The sequence below is a fragment of the Bartonella heixiaziensis genome (assembly GCF_046245125.2).
Classification (GTDB): domain Bacteria; phylum Pseudomonadota; class Alphaproteobacteria; order Rhizobiales; family Rhizobiaceae; genus Bartonella; species Bartonella heixiaziensis.
In genome coordinates this window covers 1857718-1876551 of the sequence record NZ_CP176404.1, presented here as the reverse complement: position 1 = coordinate 1876551, position 18834 = coordinate 1857718, and the positions used below count along the sequence as shown (strand labels likewise).

The window sequence follows — 18834 nt, the reverse complement described above, 5'->3', positions numbered from 1 at the left end:
GTATTGAAACGCGTGAAAGTGGGGCGTATGTCCGAAAAGCATGTTCCTGGATTAGCTATACGGCAGGTGTGTGTTCGTCTTTTAGGGGCGGTGCTTGATAAGCACGCATCTCTGTCTGGTTTGACGGATAATGAGCATGGGCATCCACAGTATTTAGGGCTTTCGCATAGAGATCGTTTGTTGTGCCGAGCCATTTTGGCAGCGGCGTTGCGTCATCGGGGGCAGATTTCAGCTGCTTTATCGCGCTTTTTATCACGACCGTTGCCTTCACAAGCATTTTCACTTCAGCATCTTTTGCATATCAGTGCAGCACAAATTCTTTATCTTGATATCCCCGATCATGCTACGATTGATTTAGCCGTGCGTGTGGCTAAAATTGATCCCCGTCTTCGTCGCTTTTCAGGAGTGGTGAATGCTCTTTTACGTAATGTTGCACGTGAGGCGGGTGTGTTACGTCAGCAAGCGCCTGTCATTGAAGGGGTTCCAGCGTGGTTTGGACAGCTGTTAGTGTCAACCTATGGAGCAAAAAAGGCTGATCAGATTTTGGCAATTCAAAGTGTTGAACCACCTCTCGATTTAACTGTTAAATCTGATAGTGTTGGATGGGCTAAACGTCTTGGAGGTGTTGCTTTGCCCAATGATTCCGTTCGACTGAGCAATTTAGATTGTGCTGTTTCTGATTTACCAGGGTATAGGCAAGGGGCTTGGTGGGTTCAGGATTTTGCAGCAGCATTGCCTGCTTGTTTACTTGGGAATATTCGTGGCAAACGGGTTGCTGATCTTTGTGCGAGCCCTGGGGGAAAAACGGCGCAACTTGCTTTGCAAGGAGCTGATGTGACAGCTGTTGATATGTCCGCTAATCGGTTAAAACGTTTAAATGAAAATATGGAGCGGCTTCATTTTTCAGTCCGTACTTGGCAGGGGGATGTGAGAAATTTTCATCCCGATCAGCTTTTTGATGCTGTTCTTCTTGATGCTCCTTGTTCTTCTACAGGAACGATACGTCGTCATCCAGATATCTTATGGACGAAATCGATGGACGATGTCGTCAAACTTGCTGCATTGCAATATGATTTGCTTTTGGCGGCAATTGCTTTGGTGAAAAAGGATGGGCGTATTGTTTTTTCTAATTGTTCGTTGGCAAGAGAAGAAGGTGAAGATCTTGTTGAGAAAATTTTATCGGCGTGTGGTGACATTGTTTTAGAGCCTATTTGTAAAGAGGAGATGGGAGCACTGGCGCATTTGCTGTCTTCTACGGGGACTTTGCGCACAACGCCTGCTGATTTTTGTCATAAAAACTTTGATGCCGAGAAAAAAATGTTGTTAGGAATGGATGGTTTTTTTGCAGCGCGTTTCCGAAAAGTCGTTTGATTAACGGTTCATTTACTAAAATGGCTGAAATTGTACACGATTCGGTACGTACGGAGATGAGATTGTGGCGATTGCGGTAAAAGGTTCTCAGGTAAAGGCGTCGGACTTCGTGTATATGATACACCAATTTATACGGCGTTTATCAGTTGGCCCCCTGTTTCGTTGGCGATTTTCGGGGTTTCGTCCTCATAAAATTTTAGCGCACCCTATTGATTTGCACTTAGCTGATCCGATGATGGCGCATGAATTTTACCACGGTCGTTTTGCTTTTGCTGGACATATTGTTCATTCTGGCGCTGTTTCACCTTTTTCATTAGTTTCACCAACGTCAGAATGGGAAGCAGCTTTGCATGATTTTCATTGGTTGCGACATATGACGGCAGCAGACAGTAATTTGGCAGCAGCGCATGCACGTGCGCTCTTGGAGGATTGGCTTGATCAGTGTGGTAAGAAAGTAAAAGGATTGCCTTGGAGTGGGCCGGTTGTGGCACGGCGTTTGATTTCGTGGATTTGTCATTCGAAAATGTTGTTGGAGGGGGCAAGTGAGCGGTTTGAAAAGCGTTTTTTGCGTGCGCTTGGTTTCCAATTTCGTTATTTACGCATAGCGATTTGCGGTATGGAACACGATGATCAGCGCTTACATGCAGCAGTAGCTTTGACATTTGCATCTCTCGCTTTGCCTGTGTCTGCGGCAATGAAGAAAAAGGCGCAAACCACTCTTACAGAGGAGCTTTCGCGTCAGATTTTGGTCGATGGTGGACATATTTCGCGTAGTCCTCTCATCTTGCTTAATTTATTATCAGATTTATTATCATTACGTCATCTTTTTATGCATAGCAATGAAACAGCGCCGCGTATTCTTATTGATTCTGTTGAACGTATGTTGCCTGCTTTGCGATTTTTTATCCATGAAGATCAAACATTGGCTCATTTTAATGGGGTTGGACCTCTTGTTCCTGAACGTTTATCGGCAGTTTTAGATCTTGATGAAACGGTGGGGCATCCTTTTAGTTATGCACGTTATTCAGGGTTTCAGCGTTTACAAGCCAATCGAACGACAGTCCTTGCAGATACAGGCCCCTTTCCACCACGTTTTGCTGCGGAGCATGCTTGTTCGGGGTGTTTGTCTTTTGAAATGTCTTCTCAAGGGAGCCGCTTTATTATCAATACGGGTGTTAATCCTTATGGGAGTGAGAAGTATCGACATTTCGGGCGTGTCACCGCAGCACATTCAACGGCAACGGTTAATGATTGTTCGGTAGGCGTTTTTCGTAAAAAAAAGAGCCGTGGGGCTTCCTTTTTACTTGAGGGAGCAACGGATGTTAAAGTGCGGCGTATAGATGATTCAGAGAAGACTGGTTTTATTGCGAGCCATAATGGTTATGTGCGGCCTTTTAATATTGTTCACGAACGCGGTCTTATTTTAGCGACAAATGGTTCAATGATTGAAGGTTTTGATCGTTTTTTTATGCCACATAAAAGTCAATCAAAGAGACATAAGGCAGGACAAAATGAACAGAATACTGTTGCCGTTCGGTTTCATCTTCATCCGCAAGTTGAGGTCAATTTTGATGGCAGTTGTGTACGTTTAGCCGTAGGAGATGGTCAAGAGTGGTATTTTATATCACCTGACGCTGATATTTGTCTTGAAGATTCAATTGATTTTACTGGATTAACAGGTCCGCAACGTACACAACAGATTGTTTTGTATTTTCGCCCTGCATTTCAAGAAAAAGTTCGTTGGCGCTTTACGCGTCGTCAATTGGAGCAATGATGCACTTCTTTATAATATCGATAAAGCGAGAGTTGTTCTTTGTGTGTTAAAAGAAAAGCATTCTATCCTTTCGGTATATTTTGATAAAGGCGTGTGCTATAATTGTATTAAACTCGTTTTTCTTGAATTTTAACCATTTTATTTTTAGGTTTTCTGTTATGGGTGTTGTTGCGAAAAATTTTCCCATACCTGATCTTCATCGGGTTCGTCGTGTTCTTCTTTCCGTGTCTGATAAAACAGGTTTGGTTGCGTTTGCACAAGCGCTTCACGCTTACGGTGTTGAATTGATTTCAACAGGAGGAACAGCGAAAGCCTTAATGGCTGCTGGTTTAGTGGTAAAAGATGTTGCTGAAGTTACAGGGTTTCCAGAAATAATGGATGGGCGTGTCAAAACACTTCATCCTTTGATTCATGGTGCTCTTTTGGGCGTAAGACAGGATCCTAGCCATAGGGATTCTATGGAAAAGCATGGTATTCATGGAATCGATCTTCTGGTGGTGAATCTTTATCCTTTTGAAGAGACTTCCCAATCTGGTGCTGATGGACAAACCATTCTTGAAAATATTGATGTTGGTGGACCGGCAATGATTCGTGCGGCGGCAAAGAATCATGCTTATACCGGTGTTGTAACAGCAGTGAGTGACTATGATTTGGTTCTCGCTGAATTAAAGCAGCATGATGGGTGTTTAAGCTTGTCTGTGCGACGCCAATTAGCAATGCGCGCTTTTGCACACACTGCTGCTTATGATGCGGCGATAGCGACGTGGTTTGCAAAGGATTTAAAGATTGAAACACCATCTTGGCAGAGCTTTTCTGGTCATCTTGCAAGCGTTATGCGCTATGGGGAAAATCCGCATCAACAGGCGGCATTTTATCGCAATAGTGAGAAACGTTTTGGTGTTGCAACAGCCAAACTTTTGCAAGGTAAGGCACTTTCTTATAACAATATGAATGATACAGATGCAGCATTTGAACTTGTGGCAGAATTTGATCCCAAAAGAACTGCTGCTGTTGCTCTTATTAAACATGCCAATCCTTGTGGTGTTGCAGAAGGGCAGAGTTTAAAAGAGGCTTATTTGAAGGCTCTTCTGTGTGATAATGTGTCGGCATTTGGTGGGATTATCGCTTTAAATCAACCTCTTGATGAAGAATGTGCCGAAGAAATTATCAAAATTTTCACGGAAGTGATTATTGCTCCTGATGCAACAATGGGTGCGCGGGAAATCATTGCGAAGAAAAAAAATCTTCGTTTGTTGATAACAGGTGGTTTACCTGATCTACGTTGTGGAGGTCTTCTTGCCAAAACACTTGCGGGCGGAATTTTAGTCCAGTCGCGTGATAATATGGTTGTTGATGATCTCAAACTGCAAGTGGTGACAAAGCGGGCACCAAGCCAAGATGAAATGCGTGATCTTCAATTTGCTTTTCGGGTTGCTAAACATGTCAAATCAAATGCTATTGTTTATGCAAAAAATAGTGCAACAGTTGGAATTGGCGCCGGCCAAATGAGCCGGATTGATTCAGCTAAAATTGCTGCGCGTAAGGCTGAAGAAAGTGCACAGAGAGCAGGTTTAACAGAATCTCTCACAAAAGGGTCGGTGGTAGCATCGGATGCATTTTTTCCTTTTGCAGATGGTCTATTGGCAGCTGCTGAAGCGGGTGCAACGGCGATTATTCAGCCGGGCGGATCCATGCGTGATGAAGAGGTCATTGCTGCAGCGGATGCGCATGGTTTGGCAATGGTTTTTACGGGTGTGCGGCATTTTCGTCATTAACAATTTCGTGGTGGTTGGTTCTCTTGAACAAGAGCACACCGTGGCACAGCTAACACGTACCTGCTTTAAGAAGGACATATTTGGTTGCTCTTAAGTTCATTTCATGATTCCTGTCTATGGAACGGTAATGCACGATTCATTGTGTACAGCTACCTTTACGTTTATGAAATGCAAGCTGGCGCCCGTGACACTATTTGTCAGCTTCCAGTGTTGCTACTGCTTTCGCATTGAGGTGGTAGTTTCTGTTTGAACAAGATACGTTTTTTGTGTTGTAAATGCATGCCAGTTATGCAGTTATAGCACAACTCTTTTTTGTAATTTGCTCTATCATTATGTCTTATGAGGTGTAACATAAGGTTTGAGTAAAAGTTATGAATATTCTGCGTTCCTATAGTAATTGGCGTCGTTATCGCCGGACAGTTAATGCGTTAAGTCATCTTTCAACTTATGAACTCAATGATCTTGGTATTAATCGGGGCGATATTGATTCGGTTGCGCGACATTTTTCGCGTAGGTCTCGTTAATTTTTGAATGCACGGGCATATTTTATTGTAAGTTGTAATCTAGGGTGGGCTTTTATGTGGCTGTATTCTAGGTGAGTAAGCTATTGCAAGAATAGGGATATATATCTTTTGCTAAGCTTGCTGTTGTTTTTGAAAGCAGTCAAGTATGCGGTATTTTTGCTATGATAACTTGATAGACCTTGTGAGAAGGTAAGTGTTTATTAAAGTGAAATGCTTATCCCTTTCACAAAGAGGTAAGAGTGTTTTGGTCTTACGTCTTTTTTCATTTCAAACATCATAAATCTGAAGCCGGAATTTTTCTTCATAAAGAACAAGTGGTATTAAGTTCATTTTATTTTTTTTGTTGTAGCAAAACAAGAGAGGCACCTAAGATGCCCGCTGCCAAGATAAACCACGTAATAGCATAGACAAGATGATTGTTTCGGAAGTGTACAACAGTGAGACCAGCAATGGGGAGATCTTTTTGCGTGGCTGTTTTTTTCTCCGCATCAATGAAATAAGGAGCAACAGTCGAGAGACCAAGTTTTTGTGCCATAGTGGGAAGATCACGTGTATACCATAGATCATTATCAGGGTTATTTTTACGTGGAAAAAAGCCATTTTTTTCGCTCATTCGCAATAAACCTATAATTGTGGTTTGCTCTGTGTTTGTAGAAGAATCTTGATAAAGTGAGTCATTCGTGTGTGATTGTTTTGGATTTTGAAAGTTGTTGCGCGCGTCCATGGGGATAAAACCACGATTTATAAAGGTCAGTGCATTATCCGCTGTTTGTAAAGGGGTTAAAACCCAATAGCCGGTGGTTTCTTGAGCAACAGCAGTGACCAAAATATTTTTATCGATCAATAATTTTCCTGTGATGATGACAGGTCGATACTCATCTTTCTCAAAAGTAACTTGCTCCCATTGATTTTTGGGGGGGGCTTTGATGGGGGGCAAATGAATACGTTGATGAGCGCTGGTGATAAGATTGGTTTTCCAGTTTAATCGTTGTATTTGCCAAACACCTAGTGCACTGAAGAGAAGAAAAAAACACACACATAAAATACCGAACAGAAGAGAAGAAAATCGTATGTGTGTTTTTTGAAGCTCTGTCATGGAGTGGTCTGTTTTGCTCATGATTAATGCTTCCTTTACAGCATGGGTGTATATCCTTTAGCATGGTTAAGCGTTAAAAAAAACATTTTGTATGCCTTGGTTTAAGGAAAAAATTAAAAGAATTAGCAACAAGGAATGCAAAAGGCTTTACAAAAGACTTGACCTTTTGTTATCAAGACCCTATTAAAACACAACTTCCTAGTAATATCTGCTCAAGGCGGTATGGTGTGTTTTTTGCACTCATTTTGTTTTGCTGGGATTGGGATTTGAGAGTTTCTTAGAGTTTAAAGGTGAAGTTTATGTCTCGTGCCTGCGAATTGACAGGGAAAACGGTTCAGTATGGCAATAATGTTAGTCATGCAAATAATAAGACCCGCCGTCGTTTTTTACCAAATCTTTGCAATGTGACATTGATTTCGGAAGTGTTACAGCAAAGTTACCGTTTGCGCGTTTCGGCCAGCGCTCTGCGTTCTGTTGAGCACCGCGGTGGTCTTGACGGCTTTTTAGTGAAATCCGATGATAAGGAATTGTCGCAACGTGCACGTTTGTTAAAACGTCAGATTGTTAAGAAAAAGGCTGAACAAGCAGCTGCGTAGCCGTCTTTGTTTGTCATCAAGCTGGATTGTTTGCTCCCATTTAAGTGGCGCTGTTGTTTGGCTTTTAGCTTTTTGATCATTGCATGTGATTGGTTGCATATCCTAGGTTAAGAAATGTCTTCAGTGCATGGTTTTCTGTTCGAACAGCAAAAGAGAAGGTATATTGCCTTTTCTGTCTTTGCAATGTGCTTTGCTGTGACTGCTTCTAATATTCTGGTTCAATATCCCGTTTACTGGTTGGATTTAAATGAGATTTTGACCTATGGTGCTTTTACCTATCCATTTTCTTTCTTGATTAATGATTTGACCAATCGTTTCTATGGTCCAGCTGCAGCGCGACGTGTGGTTTATGTTGGTTTTTTTGCGGGTGTTTTTGTTTCTTGGATTTTGGCTACTCCACGGCTTGCAGTTGCTTCTAGTTTAGCATTTTTATTTGGGCAACTTATCGATATTGTTGTTTTTACTCCTTTACGGCGTAAAACATGGTGGAAAGCTCCTTTAGCAGCAGCGTTTGTTGGCTCAGCCTTGGATACAGTTTTGTTTTTTGCTCTTGCTTTTTCTAGCTCTTTTGCTTTTATCGATCAGGTGACAGGTTACGCTAATAGCTCACTTGTGGAGAGTACAGTTTTCTTTGGACTTGAGATTCCGGTTTGGTTCTCGCTTGCTTTTGGCGATTTTTTGGTAAAAATTGTTATGAGTTTGTTTATGCTGATTCCCTATGGAACGATTCTTAGCAGTTTGAAGATCCCTCTTTACTCGAATACGCCAAAGGGTCATTCGCAATTTGATTTGTAACGGATAACACTATTATTCTCTTGTGTTCCCAAGGTTTAGTATGGCTCATTTTCTCATTGTGTGATGATTAAAGAGTAGGCTAGCAATCCCATAAAAAGAAGCTTTTTTATCCAATTGCTAGAAGATACATCTGAAGTGATTGGTTCTCTTGAAGAAGCTCTCGATAGCGTGGCGCTTTTAAAAGCGTTCATCATTGTTTTGCTGTGTTTTCTTGTTTGAGAAAAAGAAAAGGGTAGAGAGGCGATTTTGTTTTCTCATCCCAACTCTTTGTGCGTTTGGATAGAATCTTTATGAGCATACTTCACTTTGTGTATTTTCATCTCCTTCAATAAGCGAAGGTGTTTGAGTCATAGTACTCTAATTTTCCAGAGTGAAAAGAAAGCGTAAAGATTTTCCTTAGGAAATTCACTACAGCATGACTCTTTGTGGCAAATTTTTCTGTTTCTTTTTAACGTTTCTCTTTTATGCTGATCTCTATAAATTTGGTACAGGAATGAACTAGAACAAAGGTGGTATCAATCTTTACAGCTTTACTCTCATACTCCATAGTTTTTTATAAGCTGTTTGAAAATCGGATGTGAGATCCCTTTCTTACACTAGGATTTATAAGGTTTAAGAGTACTAGGTTATTTGCCTAAGGTAAATGGAGCTCCTCACCATTAAGCTTCCATTTTTAACACCATGAATGCCTTCAAACGACGGTAAGGTTTTGGGTTGTCATGCGTATTCTAGAAACTTTTCTTCGATAAAGGGTAAAATTTTTGCCAACTCTCTGCACTTTATGTCATACTTCATTCTAGCAACACGCCTATTCTTTACAAATGGAGCGTTCTCACAATTTATTTTATCTCAAATTATAAGATGCACAGTACTTAAAATAGAGAAGATTTTACATTGTATTTCGTTAGTGTAGAATTTGAGAGATATGGTCGCTATAGGTATTGTGTAACTTCATATGTTTCAAATATTTAAATTTAGTCTTTTTTGGAGGCTTTTTCTTAAAATCTTTTATAAGGAACGAGGTTTGTTATCACTGAAAAGCGCTGCTAATTGTTTTGTTATAGCGTCGGCTAGTTCTTCAGCATTCATAATTGTTACAGCGCGTTGATAATAGCGTGTGACATCATGACCAATTCCAATGGCAATGAGTTCTATAGGTGAATGTGTTTGGATTTCTTGAATCACTGCGCGTAAATGTTTTTCAAGATAATTGCTGGAATTAACGGATAGTGTTGAATCGTCAACAGGTGCTCCATCAGAAATGACCATGAGAATGCGACGCTGTTCGCGTCGTGAGAGAAGACGTTGATGCCCCCAAATGAGGGCTTCACCATCGATATTTTCTTTCAGCAATCCTTCCTGCATCATCAAACCTAAATTGCGTCTTGCTCGACGCCACGGTGTATCGGCACTTTTATAGATGATATGACACAAATCATTTAGGCGCCCAGGATTATGGGGTTTGTTTTGGTTGAGCCATTTTTCGCGTGATTTTCCCCCTTTCCAAGTTTTAGTGGTAAAGCCCAAAATTTCAACTTTAACTCCGCAACGTTCAAGAGTTTGCGCTAAAATATCCGCACAACTTGCCGCAACAGTAATCGGGCGTCCGCGCATTGATCCTGAATTATCAATGAGAAGTGAAACAACCGTATCCCGAAATTGGGTATTGGTTTCCATTTTGAAAGAGAGTGGTTGTGTTGGATCAATAATAAGGCGTGTAAGTCGTGCTGTATCGAGATATCCTTCCTCGAGATCAAAATGCCAACTGCGATTTTGTTGTGCCATCAGACGGCGCTGTAGGCGGTTTGCTAAGCGCCCAACAATGCTTTGGAGATGATTGATTTGCTTATCAAGGCAATGGCGTAGGTGGTCCAATTCGCTTTCAGAACAAAAATCGGTCGCTTCCAAAACTTCGTCAAATTGACGGGTGAAAACTTTATAATTGCTAAGTCTTTCCATCTGTTCCGAAAGAGCTAGAAGGCGTTTGGATTTGCTTGGTTTTTCTTGTCGAACGCTCTCTTGTTCTTCTTCTATTATATCGTCATCGCTTGATTTTGTTGCTTGCGTTTTTCCTTCGTCTTGCACATCATTTTCTTGTTCAGTTGTTGTTTGTTCTTCACTTTGGGTGTGTTTTTCGTTTTCGCTCTCTTCTTCGGTTTGGTTTTGGGGTTCACTTCCGTTTGTTAACTTTTTGGTGTTTGCGCTTTCAGAATCTTCTTCTAGTTGGACTGCCATTTTGAGTGTAACAAGCATTTGACGAACAATCCGCGCGAAAGCGCATTGATTATGAACATGATGTGTTAGCTCGTTTAGTTCTGCTGCGGCTTTTTCTTCAATTGCGTGACGCCATAACTCTAAGACAGGTCCAGCTTCTTTTGGGGGAGGGCGCGTTGTTATTTTTTCACGCAATAAAAGCGCAATCGCTTCTTGAATAGGTGCTTCACTTTGGGTGCTAATCTTCTGATAATGCGCTCTTTGATACTTATCAGCTAGCATACTATCAAGATTTTTTGCCATTCCCTCCATAGCTAAAGTGCCGATTGCTTCAACACGTGTTTGTTCGAGAGCGTCAAACACAGCGCGTGCTTCTGATTCTATTGGAGCAAATCGCGTGTGGATGTTGCTATCATGCCATGCTTTGCGCAAAGCCATGGAATCGCCTAGTCCGCGGGTGACAATTATATCTTTGTCTGTTGCGTGTAGTGGTGGTTCCGGTAAGCGCGCATAATTTTCGCTCAGGGATGGTCTGTTGTGGCTAAAGGTAACTTCAAGGTTGTTTGTGCCTGCAATTGCACGGATACAGGTGGAAAGTGCTTTTTTAAACGCTTCAGCATCAAGGGTACTGTTGGAAGCGTGGTTTTTCGGACTTTTATTATTGTCGCCAACCTTTGCGGCCATGATTGACGTATCCCTTAAGGCAAGACACCATGAATGAGTGATTCGGAAAGCTCTTGTCCAAAGGCACGTTGATAGAATTCTGCGACAGTGGCACGTTCGAGTTCATCACATTTATTGAGAAAGGTTAACCGAAAGGCAAACCCAGCATCTTGAAAAATTGTGGTATTTTCTGCCCAATGAATAACAGTCCGCGGGCTCATGACTGTTGAAAGATCCCCATTGATGAAAGCTTGGCGTACCATATCAGCAACATGCACCATTTTTGAAATTGTCTTTTTTCCTTCAGCTGTTTGAAAGGATTTAACTTTCGAACAGACAATAGCAACTTCTTTATCATGCGGTAAATAATTTAATATTGTCACAATAGACCAGCGGTCCATTTGTGCTTGATTAATTTGTTGTGTGCCATGATAAAGCCCTGTCGTATCACCAAGACCAATGGTGTTTGCGGTTGCAAAAAGACGAAATGCTGGATGAGGCGCAATGACACGGCTTTGATCAAGCAAGCTCAGTCGTCCAGAGGATTCAAGAACGCGTTGGATAACAAACATGACATCGGGACGGCCTGCATCATATTCATCGAAAACAAGAGCAATATTGTTTTGATAAGCCCATGGTAAAATGCCCTCTTTAAATTCCGTGATTTGAAGCCCATCTTGCAAAATAATAGCATCTTTTCCTACAAGATCGATACGGCTAACGTGACTATCGAGATTAATTCGAATACAGGGCCAGTTAAGACGTGCAGCAATTTGTTCAACATGTGTTGATTTACCCGTTCCATGATAGCCGGAGACCATAACACGGCGGTTAAATGCAAAGCCTGCTAGAATCGCTAACGTGGTTTGTTGATCAAAAAGATAATTGGGATCTAAATCAGGAACATGGGGACTTTTTGTGCTAAAAGCAGGTACTTTTATATCCGTATCAATATTGAACAGATCACGAGCGGAGACTGTGATATCGGGTACGTTTTCGGCTGTAAGCTTCGTTTTTGTCATTGTTTTTCGGAAAAAGTACGCTGTTTATTTTCATTCGTCAGAGAACGATACAGGAGTTAGGGCGCTTATGCAATGCTCTATAAAAGGTGCTTTACTCTATGTTTTGTAACCTCTTGAAAAAGCAATGATGATTTGGATGAGAAAGGCTCATATTAAGTATGGCGCCTTAGCACAAACCGGATTTTTTTAATAAATTATAGGCGTGCAGAACATCGCGAAAGCGCTCTTCTGAAGAACGATTGCCACCATTGGTGTCAGGATGGTGTTTTTTGACCAATTCCTTGTATTTCGTTTTGATATCTTCAGCTGAAGCATTTGCTTGCAAGCCTAATGTATCAAAAGCTTTAGCTTCTAAGGGTTTCAACTTTCGTGAGAACGTATTGGCTGAATGACGTTGCGTGAACAAACTGAATGGATCACGCATACGGTTTTGATAGGCAGCTGTTCCAGAGCGAATTTTCGCATAGTTAGTGGCTGTCTTTTTCGATACGCCATTGCTGAGATCTGTGGGCCATGTTGGACGATGTCCTGTGAGAGCATCTTTTTGGAACTTTGCAATATCTTTATCGCTAAGGCCAGAGAAGTAATTAAAATTTTTATTATAAGCACGCACGTGATCAATACAAAAATGCAGATACTGCCCTTCGTGATTGCGGCCTGCTGGTGCTTTATGAGTTCCTGCTTTTTCACAGCCTTCCCATTGGCACTGTTGTGCTTGTGATTCAGCCTGTTGCTTTTTATTTGAGCTGATTCGAATTGAGTCGAATAATTTAGATGTTATTGCCATATCTCTAGGTTTATGCAAAATCGATTGCTTTGACAAGAATTGACTTTTGAAAAATTTATTTTCACACTTATTTGATAATGAAAATATTCATTGTAGCGTTCATTTTGTGAAGGAATAAAAATGTCTACCACGATTCAAACAACGATCAAGATGAAGCTTCAGGAAGCTTTTCATCCGCAGAGACTTGAGGTGATTAATGAGAGTCATCTTCATGCGGGTCATCGTCATGATGAACATGCTTTTGATGGTAAAGGGGAAACGCATTTCCGAGTGAAAATTCTGTCTTCTTCTTTTTCGGGTATGACACGCATAGAGATACATCGGGAAATTTATAAAGTTTTACAGAAAGAGTTAGCGACATGTGTTCATGCTTTAGCACTCGAGATTGAATCTGTTTAATGCGGATTAAGACGTATCGGTGTTGTATTAGCAGTTCCAGCTTTTGTGTGCCAAATCAGAGCAAGAATATTGTGTATCTCTGTTTGGCTAATTTCTGAAACAGGTAAATAACCTAGGAGAATATGAAATTTTAAGAGGAGAAATCAGTTCCCATCTTTACCACTATTCTTTAATTCAGTTTTAGGATTTTTTAAAGTGTCCAAAGCAATATCTTTTAAATCATGGAGATTACGCATTGGTTCATGCTTTTTTTCTCATGTTTTTTAATAGAGTTACACCCCTCACGCAAAACAGAACGCCCATTGTGTTGCACATTCACGTGCTTGTTTTAAAGAGATATCTCTTAAGGCACCTAAGCCTATTTCACGATGTCGTTTGTGAAGAGTATAGCGGTAAAGCTATTGAGCACCACCATCTTTACGCTTGTGAAAGTGTAAGCTGAAATCCTCATACTCTTTGCTAGCTCCCAATGTTGCGACAGCACTTGCATTGGAACGATTCATAAGAGGTATTTTTATTCCTTTCTTAAACGGTTTTTACCCACACGCCAGCTTTGCTTATGACATGTAAAGGAATGGTTTTGTTTGATTCACCATAAACAGATTCGAAATGAGAGCATCTCATGATATTCGGGTCTCTCATTCAAGTTGCAAAACGATGAGTTATCTTTATCAATCAATGTGTTGTATTTTCGAACTTTTAGGCGCGGGGGTGTGCTTTTTGATAAATTTTCAACAAGCGATCTGTGTCTACATGGGTATAAGCTTGTGTGGTGGAAAGACAAGCATGGCCGAGAAGTTCTTGAATGGTACGTAAATCTCCTCCGCGTGACAAAAGATGAGTCGCAAAAGAATGGCGCAGTGTATGAGGTGTAGCAGTTTCTGGTAACCCCAAGTGAGCGCGTAAATTCCGAACAGCTCGTTGAATAATGGCTGGCTGCAAAGGGCCACCTCGAGCGCCGCGAAACATTGGTTGCTTGTTCACTAAAGGATATGGGCAACATTTGAGATAATTCTGTACAGTTTCGTAAACGACTTTGATGAGAGGGACAAGACGTGTTTTCCCTCCTTTTCCGGTTACGAATAAACTTGTTTTGTTAGGATCAGAAAATTGTTCTGGTGTGAGGCTTAAGGCTTCTGATATTCGCATTCCACAGCCATAAAGGAGCATTAAGACAGCAGCATTGCGGGCAGTTATCCATGGTTCACTTTCCTGTTGATTCTCTTGTTTAACGACATGCAGTGCTGATTTTATTGCCAAAGATTTCGGTAGCGATTTTGGCTGTTTAGGGGTTCGGATAAGTTTAGCAGCAGGGATGCTGACGATCCCCTCGCGGGATAAGTAGTGGAAAAAAGAGCGCAAACCTGCCATTTCTCGACTTAAAGAGCGGGCACTTATGTTGTGTGTACGACGATGAGCCAAATAAGCACGCAAGTCTGTGATGCGCAAATTGGCAAGATCAGTGAAGGTTGGCTCACACCCTAAATGTTGACAGAGAAAAAACAAAAATTGCCGTGTATCCCGTTCATAGGCTTGCGCTGTGTGTGAAGCCATACGACGCATTTGTACAAGACACTCCAACCAGCTTTTCCTTGCGGCTAAAACAGCATGGTCCGCTGGAATCAGAGGTCTCTTTCTGTCTTTTCTACTGTCATTTTGTGTGGGCATCTCTAGTTGAGGGTCTCTTTCTTTTTCACTGTTTCATTGTTAGAGTCGTCATCCTTTTTTTGTGGTTGCTCTTCATGATTGGTAATGTGTTTTTCACCTTTCAGAGAGAGTATTTTTAAAAGATTGTTCGTTGACATAAGATGCGCAAAAATCAACCCTAAAAAGCCATTTTTATGGAGTTTGGCAAGCTGATGTGCGGATAATTTATTTAGTTTTTCTTCATCAACAACCCAGAAATGTTCTAATTGCGCTGAAAGACCTTTATCGTTTTTTACATTGATCGATTTTTGGCTCAAAAGGTCTATCTCCACAAGAGCATCAATAAATTCAGCGGTTTTTTCCATAGCGATTTTAAAGCTTTCGAGAAAACGAATACGCTCTTCCATAAAAGGAGAAATAGATCCATCTGAATTGAAAAGTTCAGTGCCTGCAACTTCATTAAACATGCCTGATTGCTGGTCAAAGCAAACAGAAAGCTCTTTTTCATCTTTAAATTGTGCAAGAACAAAAGGATAGCGACGAACAAAGGCTGGAACATAAGTATCTTTTTGCCAACTTTTATCAGAGGCGATGTAATCATTTTCGTCATTAGAAAGACCTACGAGAGCAGCAGATGTATAATGCTTTTTCTTTTGTTCATCTTCTGCGCACATGAACAAAATCGGATAATGGAGAGCTGCTTGAAAGTACTCACTGCTTGCTAAAGGAACCCAGTGAGTATCCTTGGCAAAAGACATATCACTTGGAGGAGCAAATTTTAAATTTTTATGGGAAACTTTGTTGATTGGGGTGATATCTTTGTAAAAAAGCATAACATTTGCCATAAGATTTCTCCTTAATTAATTTGTTTTGTTACCAAGAAAGGTCTTTTTGGAAGATTTTTATATGGCAACAAGGTTTAATAGAAAGCTACAAAATTGAGGGATTCGTTTTTAGAAGACGATATTTTACATGAAATGTGAATATAATAGAGAAAAGCTTAAAAATAAAGTCTATCTTGCCATTATTGGTCAACCTCATGGCATAAAGGGGGATGTTTGGGTTAAAGTCTTGAGTGCTGAGCCACAGCGTTTAAAGACTTACGGTACCCTTTACGATGATAGGGGATGTTCTTATGAAATTGTAACTCTTCGCGTGCAAAAAAGTAATGCGATTGTGCGTTTTAAAGGAATTGAAGATCGCAATGCTGCTGAGGCTTTAAAAGGGATTCGCCTTTATGTTGTCCGTGATCAATTGCTTGATGATTTGATGGAAGATGAATTTTACCAAGTTGATCTCATTGGGCTTCGTGTTCAAGATTATGCCGGTCAAATCTTAGGGGAAGTGAGTGGTTTTTTAAATTTCGGAGCAGGGGATTTGCTTGAAATGCGTTTGGATACGGGCAAAACTGTGCTTATTCCCTTTAGTAAGGCAGCAGTACCGGAAATTTGCATTGCTTCTGGTTTTCTTGTTGTTGATCCAGTGGCAGCTGGTTTGTTTGGCAATGAGGAGCAAGATAAAATAGAAAACGACTTGGGTTAAAACGAGGATGAAAGAATGAAGTTTCAAGCGCGCATTTTAACACTTTATCCTGAAATGTTTCCGGGTTGTTTGGGTTATTCTTTAGCAGGGCAAGCTTTAGAGCGAGGGATATGGTCCCTAGATACAGTGCAGATTAGAGATTTTGCTTTGGATAAACATCATAGCGTTGATGATACACCGGCCGGTGGTGGTGCTGGTATGGTGATGCGGGCAGATGTTTTAGCGGCTGCACTTGATAGTTGTCCACATGATTCGCCAAGGTTATTGATGAGTCCACGTGGGCGACTTTTTAATCAAGCTGATGCGCGTTCTTTGGCGCTTGGTTGTGGAGTGACGTTGATTTGTGGACGCTTTGAAGGCGTCGATGAACGAATCATAGAAGCAAGGGAATTGGAGGAAGTTTCTATTGGTGATTATATTCTTTCAGGTGGAGAAACGGCGGCATTGGTTCTCTTGGATGCTATTGTCCGTCTTCTCCCTGGAGTGATGGGCAATGAGATTTCTGGAAAGTGTGAAAGTTTTGAGAATGGTTTGCTTGAGCACCCTCAGTATACGCGCCCTGCTGTTTTTGAAGGGCGTGGTATTCCCCCCGTGTTGACGTCAGGTCATCACAAGGCTATTGCGGATTGGCGTCAACAGCAAGCTGAATTGTTAACACGTCAACGTCGTCCCGATCTTTATGCTCTTTATGATAAAAATCGTCAGAAAACTTGATTCATGTTGTAAGGTGGTGTATTGCATGGCTCTCTTTTTAGAAAGTTTTCCTGTAAAGGGTTTTCTGTAGTTCCAAAATTAAGGAATGGTGTATTCGCTCCTGTGTAAAGCATAGCCTAAAGAACTTCTTTTTTATGTGTGAAAAAGCTTTTTTTGGTAAGAGTTGAGCGCTCTGACTGTTCAATAAAGAACATGAAGGATAAAAGAAATGAATATTATCGCGCAGCTTGACGCTGAACAGTGCGCAAAAATTGAAGCAAAACGCCAACTGCCAGAATTTCAAGCAGGGGATACGGTACGTGTTATGGTGCGCGTGACAGAAGGTACGCGGACGCGTGTTCAGGCTTACGAAGGAGTTTGTATTGCACGTTCAGGCGGTGGTCTGAATGAGACCTTTACAGTGCGCAAAATTTCTTATGGTGAAGGTGTTGAACGTGTGTTTCCGGTTTATTCTCCCTTGATAGAAGGTGTTGAGCTTGTGCGTCGCGGTAAGGTTCGTCGTGCAAAACTCTATTACCTTCGTGGTTTGAGAGGTAAAGCTGCTCGTATCGCTGAAAAAAGGGATCATAGGAAAAAAGGTACGAAGGTTGCTGAAGAAGTACAAGCAGCTGTTACAGTGGAAGCTACAAAACCAATAGCCGAATAATGCTACCGCAGACAGGGTTTATGAAAAAGCGGACTTTATATTGTCTTTGTGTTATGTGTGATTCGTGTTTGTAGCTACGAAGAGTGGCTTTGAGTGTTTGTCGACAATATGCGTTTTTCTCATGATGGTTGAAGTTGAAGTACATTGTGGAAACATATGTTATTAATGTTTCGAAATAGGAATGAGCGCAGCTTGAAAAAATGGGTGTTTATTTTGGAAACGATGTTTGACCTTTGACGTGAAGATGAAATTGTACTAAATTAAGGCAAGTTTTATGACTTATGTCTATAGAACAATCGGTTTTTTTTATGCGCGACCTTTAATCCGTTATTTGAGACAACCGACCTTATGAGTGTTGACTTTTTAGATGCAAAACAAGTGAAAATGATAATACACTTGATTGTTTTGTTTGAGTCTTTTCGCTCATGATATGGTTGCAGTGAAAATCAGATCGGATATTTTATGACAGAGACAACTAGAATAAAAGAGCGCCCTCGGTCCCCCCATTTAAGTATTTATCGTTGGTCCATTACTATGGCGATGTCAATTGCACATCGTATTACCGGTATGGCACTTTATTTCGGAATGGTCTTTCTTGCTATTTGGTTAATTTCGATCGCTTGCGGCGCTGAGGCATTCGGGATAGTTAATAAAATTTATGGTTCTGTGCCTGGGCTTTGTATTTTGTTTCTTTACACCCTTGCTGGGGTTCATCACATGGTTGGCGGTGTTCGCCATATTGTTTGGGATATGAAACCTTGTCTTTTAGCGAGAGAGAAGGCAACGTTAACTGCTTGGGCGACAGTTTTTATTTCCCTGATCGTCACTTTCGCGATTTGGATTATTGGATATAGCATTGTCTAAATTGGGGTGGAGAGCGGTATGAAAAAAGATTTTCGGACAGAACTTGGAAAAGTGCGTGGGCTTGGAAGTGCGCATGCAGGAACAGAGCATTTTTGGCTAGAACGTTTGACAGGTTTTATTAATCTGCCGTTTTTGATATTTTTTATTATTCTTATTCTCTCACTTGTGGGGAAGGACTATAGCGTTGTGCATGCACGGCTTTCGCATCCTGCTGTTACTATTGTGTTGGGATTGATGACTTTTTCAGTTCTTTATCATATGAAACTTGTAATGCAGGTTGTGATTGAAGATTATATTCGGCATGAAAGCGTGCGGATCTTATTTTTGGTATTGAATATTTTATTTTGTTTCGTTTTGGGGGGTGTAATCATTTTTTCTCTCTTAAAAATTGCATTAGGGGTTTAG

The 18834-nt window shown here is 41.0% G+C and carries 18 protein-coding genes and 1 pseudogene; 12 read left to right on the top strand and 7 right to left on the bottom strand.

Annotated elements, in window-relative coordinates; all coding sequences use genetic code 11:
- The first annotated feature begins 27 nt into the window (after window positions 1–27).
- The 4 genes from ACKC4Y_RS08215 (at window position 28) to ACKC4Y_RS08200 (ending at window position 5444) form a co-directional block, all read left to right on the top strand.
- On the top strand, window positions 28–1371 hold the full coding sequence (locus ACKC4Y_RS08215; RefSeq protein ID WP_409361245.1) for an RsmB/NOP family class I SAM-dependent RNA methyltransferase: 1344 nt from the start codon (window positions 28–30) through the stop codon (window positions 1369–1371).
- Window positions 1372–1435: 64 nt separating this feature from the next.
- Window positions 1436–3145 carry a heparinase II/III family protein gene (locus ACKC4Y_RS08210; RefSeq protein ID WP_409361244.1) on the top strand — a complete coding sequence of 570 codons (1710 nt, stop codon included), beginning with the start codon at window positions 1436–1438 and terminating at the stop codon, window positions 3143–3145.
- 158 nt (window positions 3146–3303) lie between these two features.
- Complete coding sequence (purH, locus tag ACKC4Y_RS08205) at window positions 3304–4920, top strand: bifunctional phosphoribosylaminoimidazolecarboxamide formyltransferase/IMP cyclohydrolase (RefSeq protein WP_409361243.1); 1617 nt, start codon at window positions 3304–3306, stop codon at window positions 4918–4920.
- A gap of 371 nt (window positions 4921–5291) precedes the next feature.
- Window positions 5292–5444: a DUF1127 domain-containing protein gene (locus ACKC4Y_RS08200; protein ID WP_409361242.1), complete on the top strand. Its 153-nt coding sequence runs from the start codon at window positions 5292–5294 to the stop codon at window positions 5442–5444.
- A gap of 331 nt (window positions 5445–5775) precedes the next feature.
- Here ACKC4Y_RS08200 and ACKC4Y_RS08195 read toward each other — a convergent pair whose 3' ends face one another.
- On the bottom strand, window positions 5776–6561 hold the full coding sequence (locus ACKC4Y_RS08195) for an SURF1 family protein (protein ID WP_409361241.1): 786 nt from the start codon (window positions 6559–6561) through the stop codon (window positions 5776–5778).
- Between the two features lie 278 nt (window positions 6562–6839).
- On the opposite strand from ACKC4Y_RS08195, the gene rpmB reads away from it, so the two are divergent.
- Both rpmB and ACKC4Y_RS08185 read left to right on the top strand, forming a co-directional pair.
- Complete coding sequence (rpmB, locus tag ACKC4Y_RS08190; RefSeq protein WP_409361240.1) at window positions 6840–7136, top strand: 50S ribosomal protein L28; 297 nt, start codon at window positions 6840–6842, stop codon at window positions 7134–7136.
- A 114-nt stretch (window positions 7137–7250) separates the two neighbouring features.
- Window positions 7251–7931: a VUT family protein gene (locus ACKC4Y_RS08185; protein WP_409361239.1), complete on the top strand. Its 681-nt coding sequence runs from the start codon at window positions 7251–7253 to the stop codon at window positions 7929–7931.
- Between the two features lie 1008 nt (window positions 7932–8939).
- Here ACKC4Y_RS08185 and cobT read toward each other — a convergent pair.
- The 3 genes from cobT to ACKC4Y_RS08170 form a co-directional block, all read right to left on the bottom strand.
- Window positions 8940–10829: a cobaltochelatase subunit CobT gene (gene cobT, locus ACKC4Y_RS08180; RefSeq protein ID WP_409361238.1), complete on the bottom strand. Its 1890-nt coding sequence runs from the start codon at window positions 10827–10829 to the stop codon at window positions 8940–8942.
- 14 nt (window positions 10830–10843) lie between these two features.
- On the bottom strand, window positions 10844–11830 hold the full coding sequence (cobS, locus tag ACKC4Y_RS08175; protein ID WP_409361237.1) for a cobaltochelatase subunit CobS: 987 nt from the start codon (window positions 11828–11830) through the stop codon (window positions 10844–10846).
- A 166-nt stretch (window positions 11831–11996) separates the two neighbouring features.
- Window positions 11997–12617, bottom strand: coding sequence for a J domain-containing protein (locus ACKC4Y_RS08170; protein ID WP_409362174.1), 621 nt, complete (start codon window positions 12615–12617; stop codon window positions 11997–11999).
- A gap of 120 nt (window positions 12618–12737) precedes the next feature.
- Here ACKC4Y_RS08170 and ACKC4Y_RS08165 point away from each other — a divergent pair, with 120 nt between their 5' ends.
- Complete coding sequence (locus ACKC4Y_RS08165) at window positions 12738–13016, top strand: BolA family protein (RefSeq protein ID WP_409361236.1); 279 nt, start codon at window positions 12738–12740, stop codon at window positions 13014–13016.
- A gap of 5 nt (window positions 13017–13021) precedes the next feature.
- Here ACKC4Y_RS08165 and ACKC4Y_RS08160 read toward each other — a convergent pair.
- The 3 genes and pseudogenes from ACKC4Y_RS08160 to ACKC4Y_RS08150 all read right to left on the bottom strand — a co-directional run.
- A pseudogene (locus ACKC4Y_RS08160) lies at window positions 13022–13528 on the bottom strand (Arm DNA-binding domain-containing protein); the annotation flags it as partial.
- Window positions 13529–13715: 187 nt separating this feature from the next.
- Complete coding sequence (locus ACKC4Y_RS08155) at window positions 13716–14684, bottom strand: tyrosine recombinase XerC (protein WP_409361235.1); 969 nt, start codon at window positions 14682–14684, stop codon at window positions 13716–13718.
- A gap of 2 nt (window positions 14685–14686) precedes the next feature.
- Window positions 14687–15508, bottom strand: a complete 822-nt coding sequence (locus ACKC4Y_RS08150; protein ID WP_409361234.1) for a SapC family protein — start codon at window positions 15506–15508, stop codon at window positions 14687–14689.
- Window positions 15509–15635: 127 nt separating this feature from the next.
- Between ACKC4Y_RS08150 and rimM the strand changes: the two genes are divergently transcribed.
- The 5 genes from rimM to sdhD all read left to right on the top strand — a co-directional run bounded on the left by rimM (window position 15636) and on the right by sdhD (window position 18834).
- On the top strand, window positions 15636–16205 hold the full coding sequence (gene rimM, locus ACKC4Y_RS08145; RefSeq protein WP_409361233.1) for a ribosome maturation factor RimM: 570 nt from the start codon (window positions 15636–15638) through the stop codon (window positions 16203–16205).
- 15 nt (window positions 16206–16220) lie between these two features.
- Entirely contained in the window at window positions 16221–16919 is a 699-nt protein-coding gene (gene trmD / locus ACKC4Y_RS08140; RefSeq protein WP_409361232.1) for a tRNA (guanosine(37)-N1)-methyltransferase TrmD, read from the top strand.
- Window positions 16920–17127: 208 nt separating this feature from the next.
- Complete coding sequence (rplS, locus tag ACKC4Y_RS08135) at window positions 17128–17565, top strand: 50S ribosomal protein L19 (RefSeq protein ID WP_409361231.1); 438 nt, start codon at window positions 17128–17130, stop codon at window positions 17563–17565.
- A gap of 462 nt (window positions 17566–18027) precedes the next feature.
- Window positions 18028–18429 (top strand): succinate dehydrogenase, cytochrome b556 subunit, encoded by a 402-nt coding sequence (sdhC, locus tag ACKC4Y_RS08130; protein ID WP_409361230.1) that lies wholly within the window; start codon window positions 18028–18030, stop codon window positions 18427–18429.
- Window positions 18430–18447: 18 nt separating this feature from the next.
- Window positions 18448–18834 carry a succinate dehydrogenase, hydrophobic membrane anchor protein gene (gene sdhD, locus ACKC4Y_RS08125; protein ID WP_409361229.1) on the top strand — a complete coding sequence of 129 codons (387 nt, stop codon included), beginning with the start codon at window positions 18448–18450 and terminating at the stop codon, window positions 18832–18834.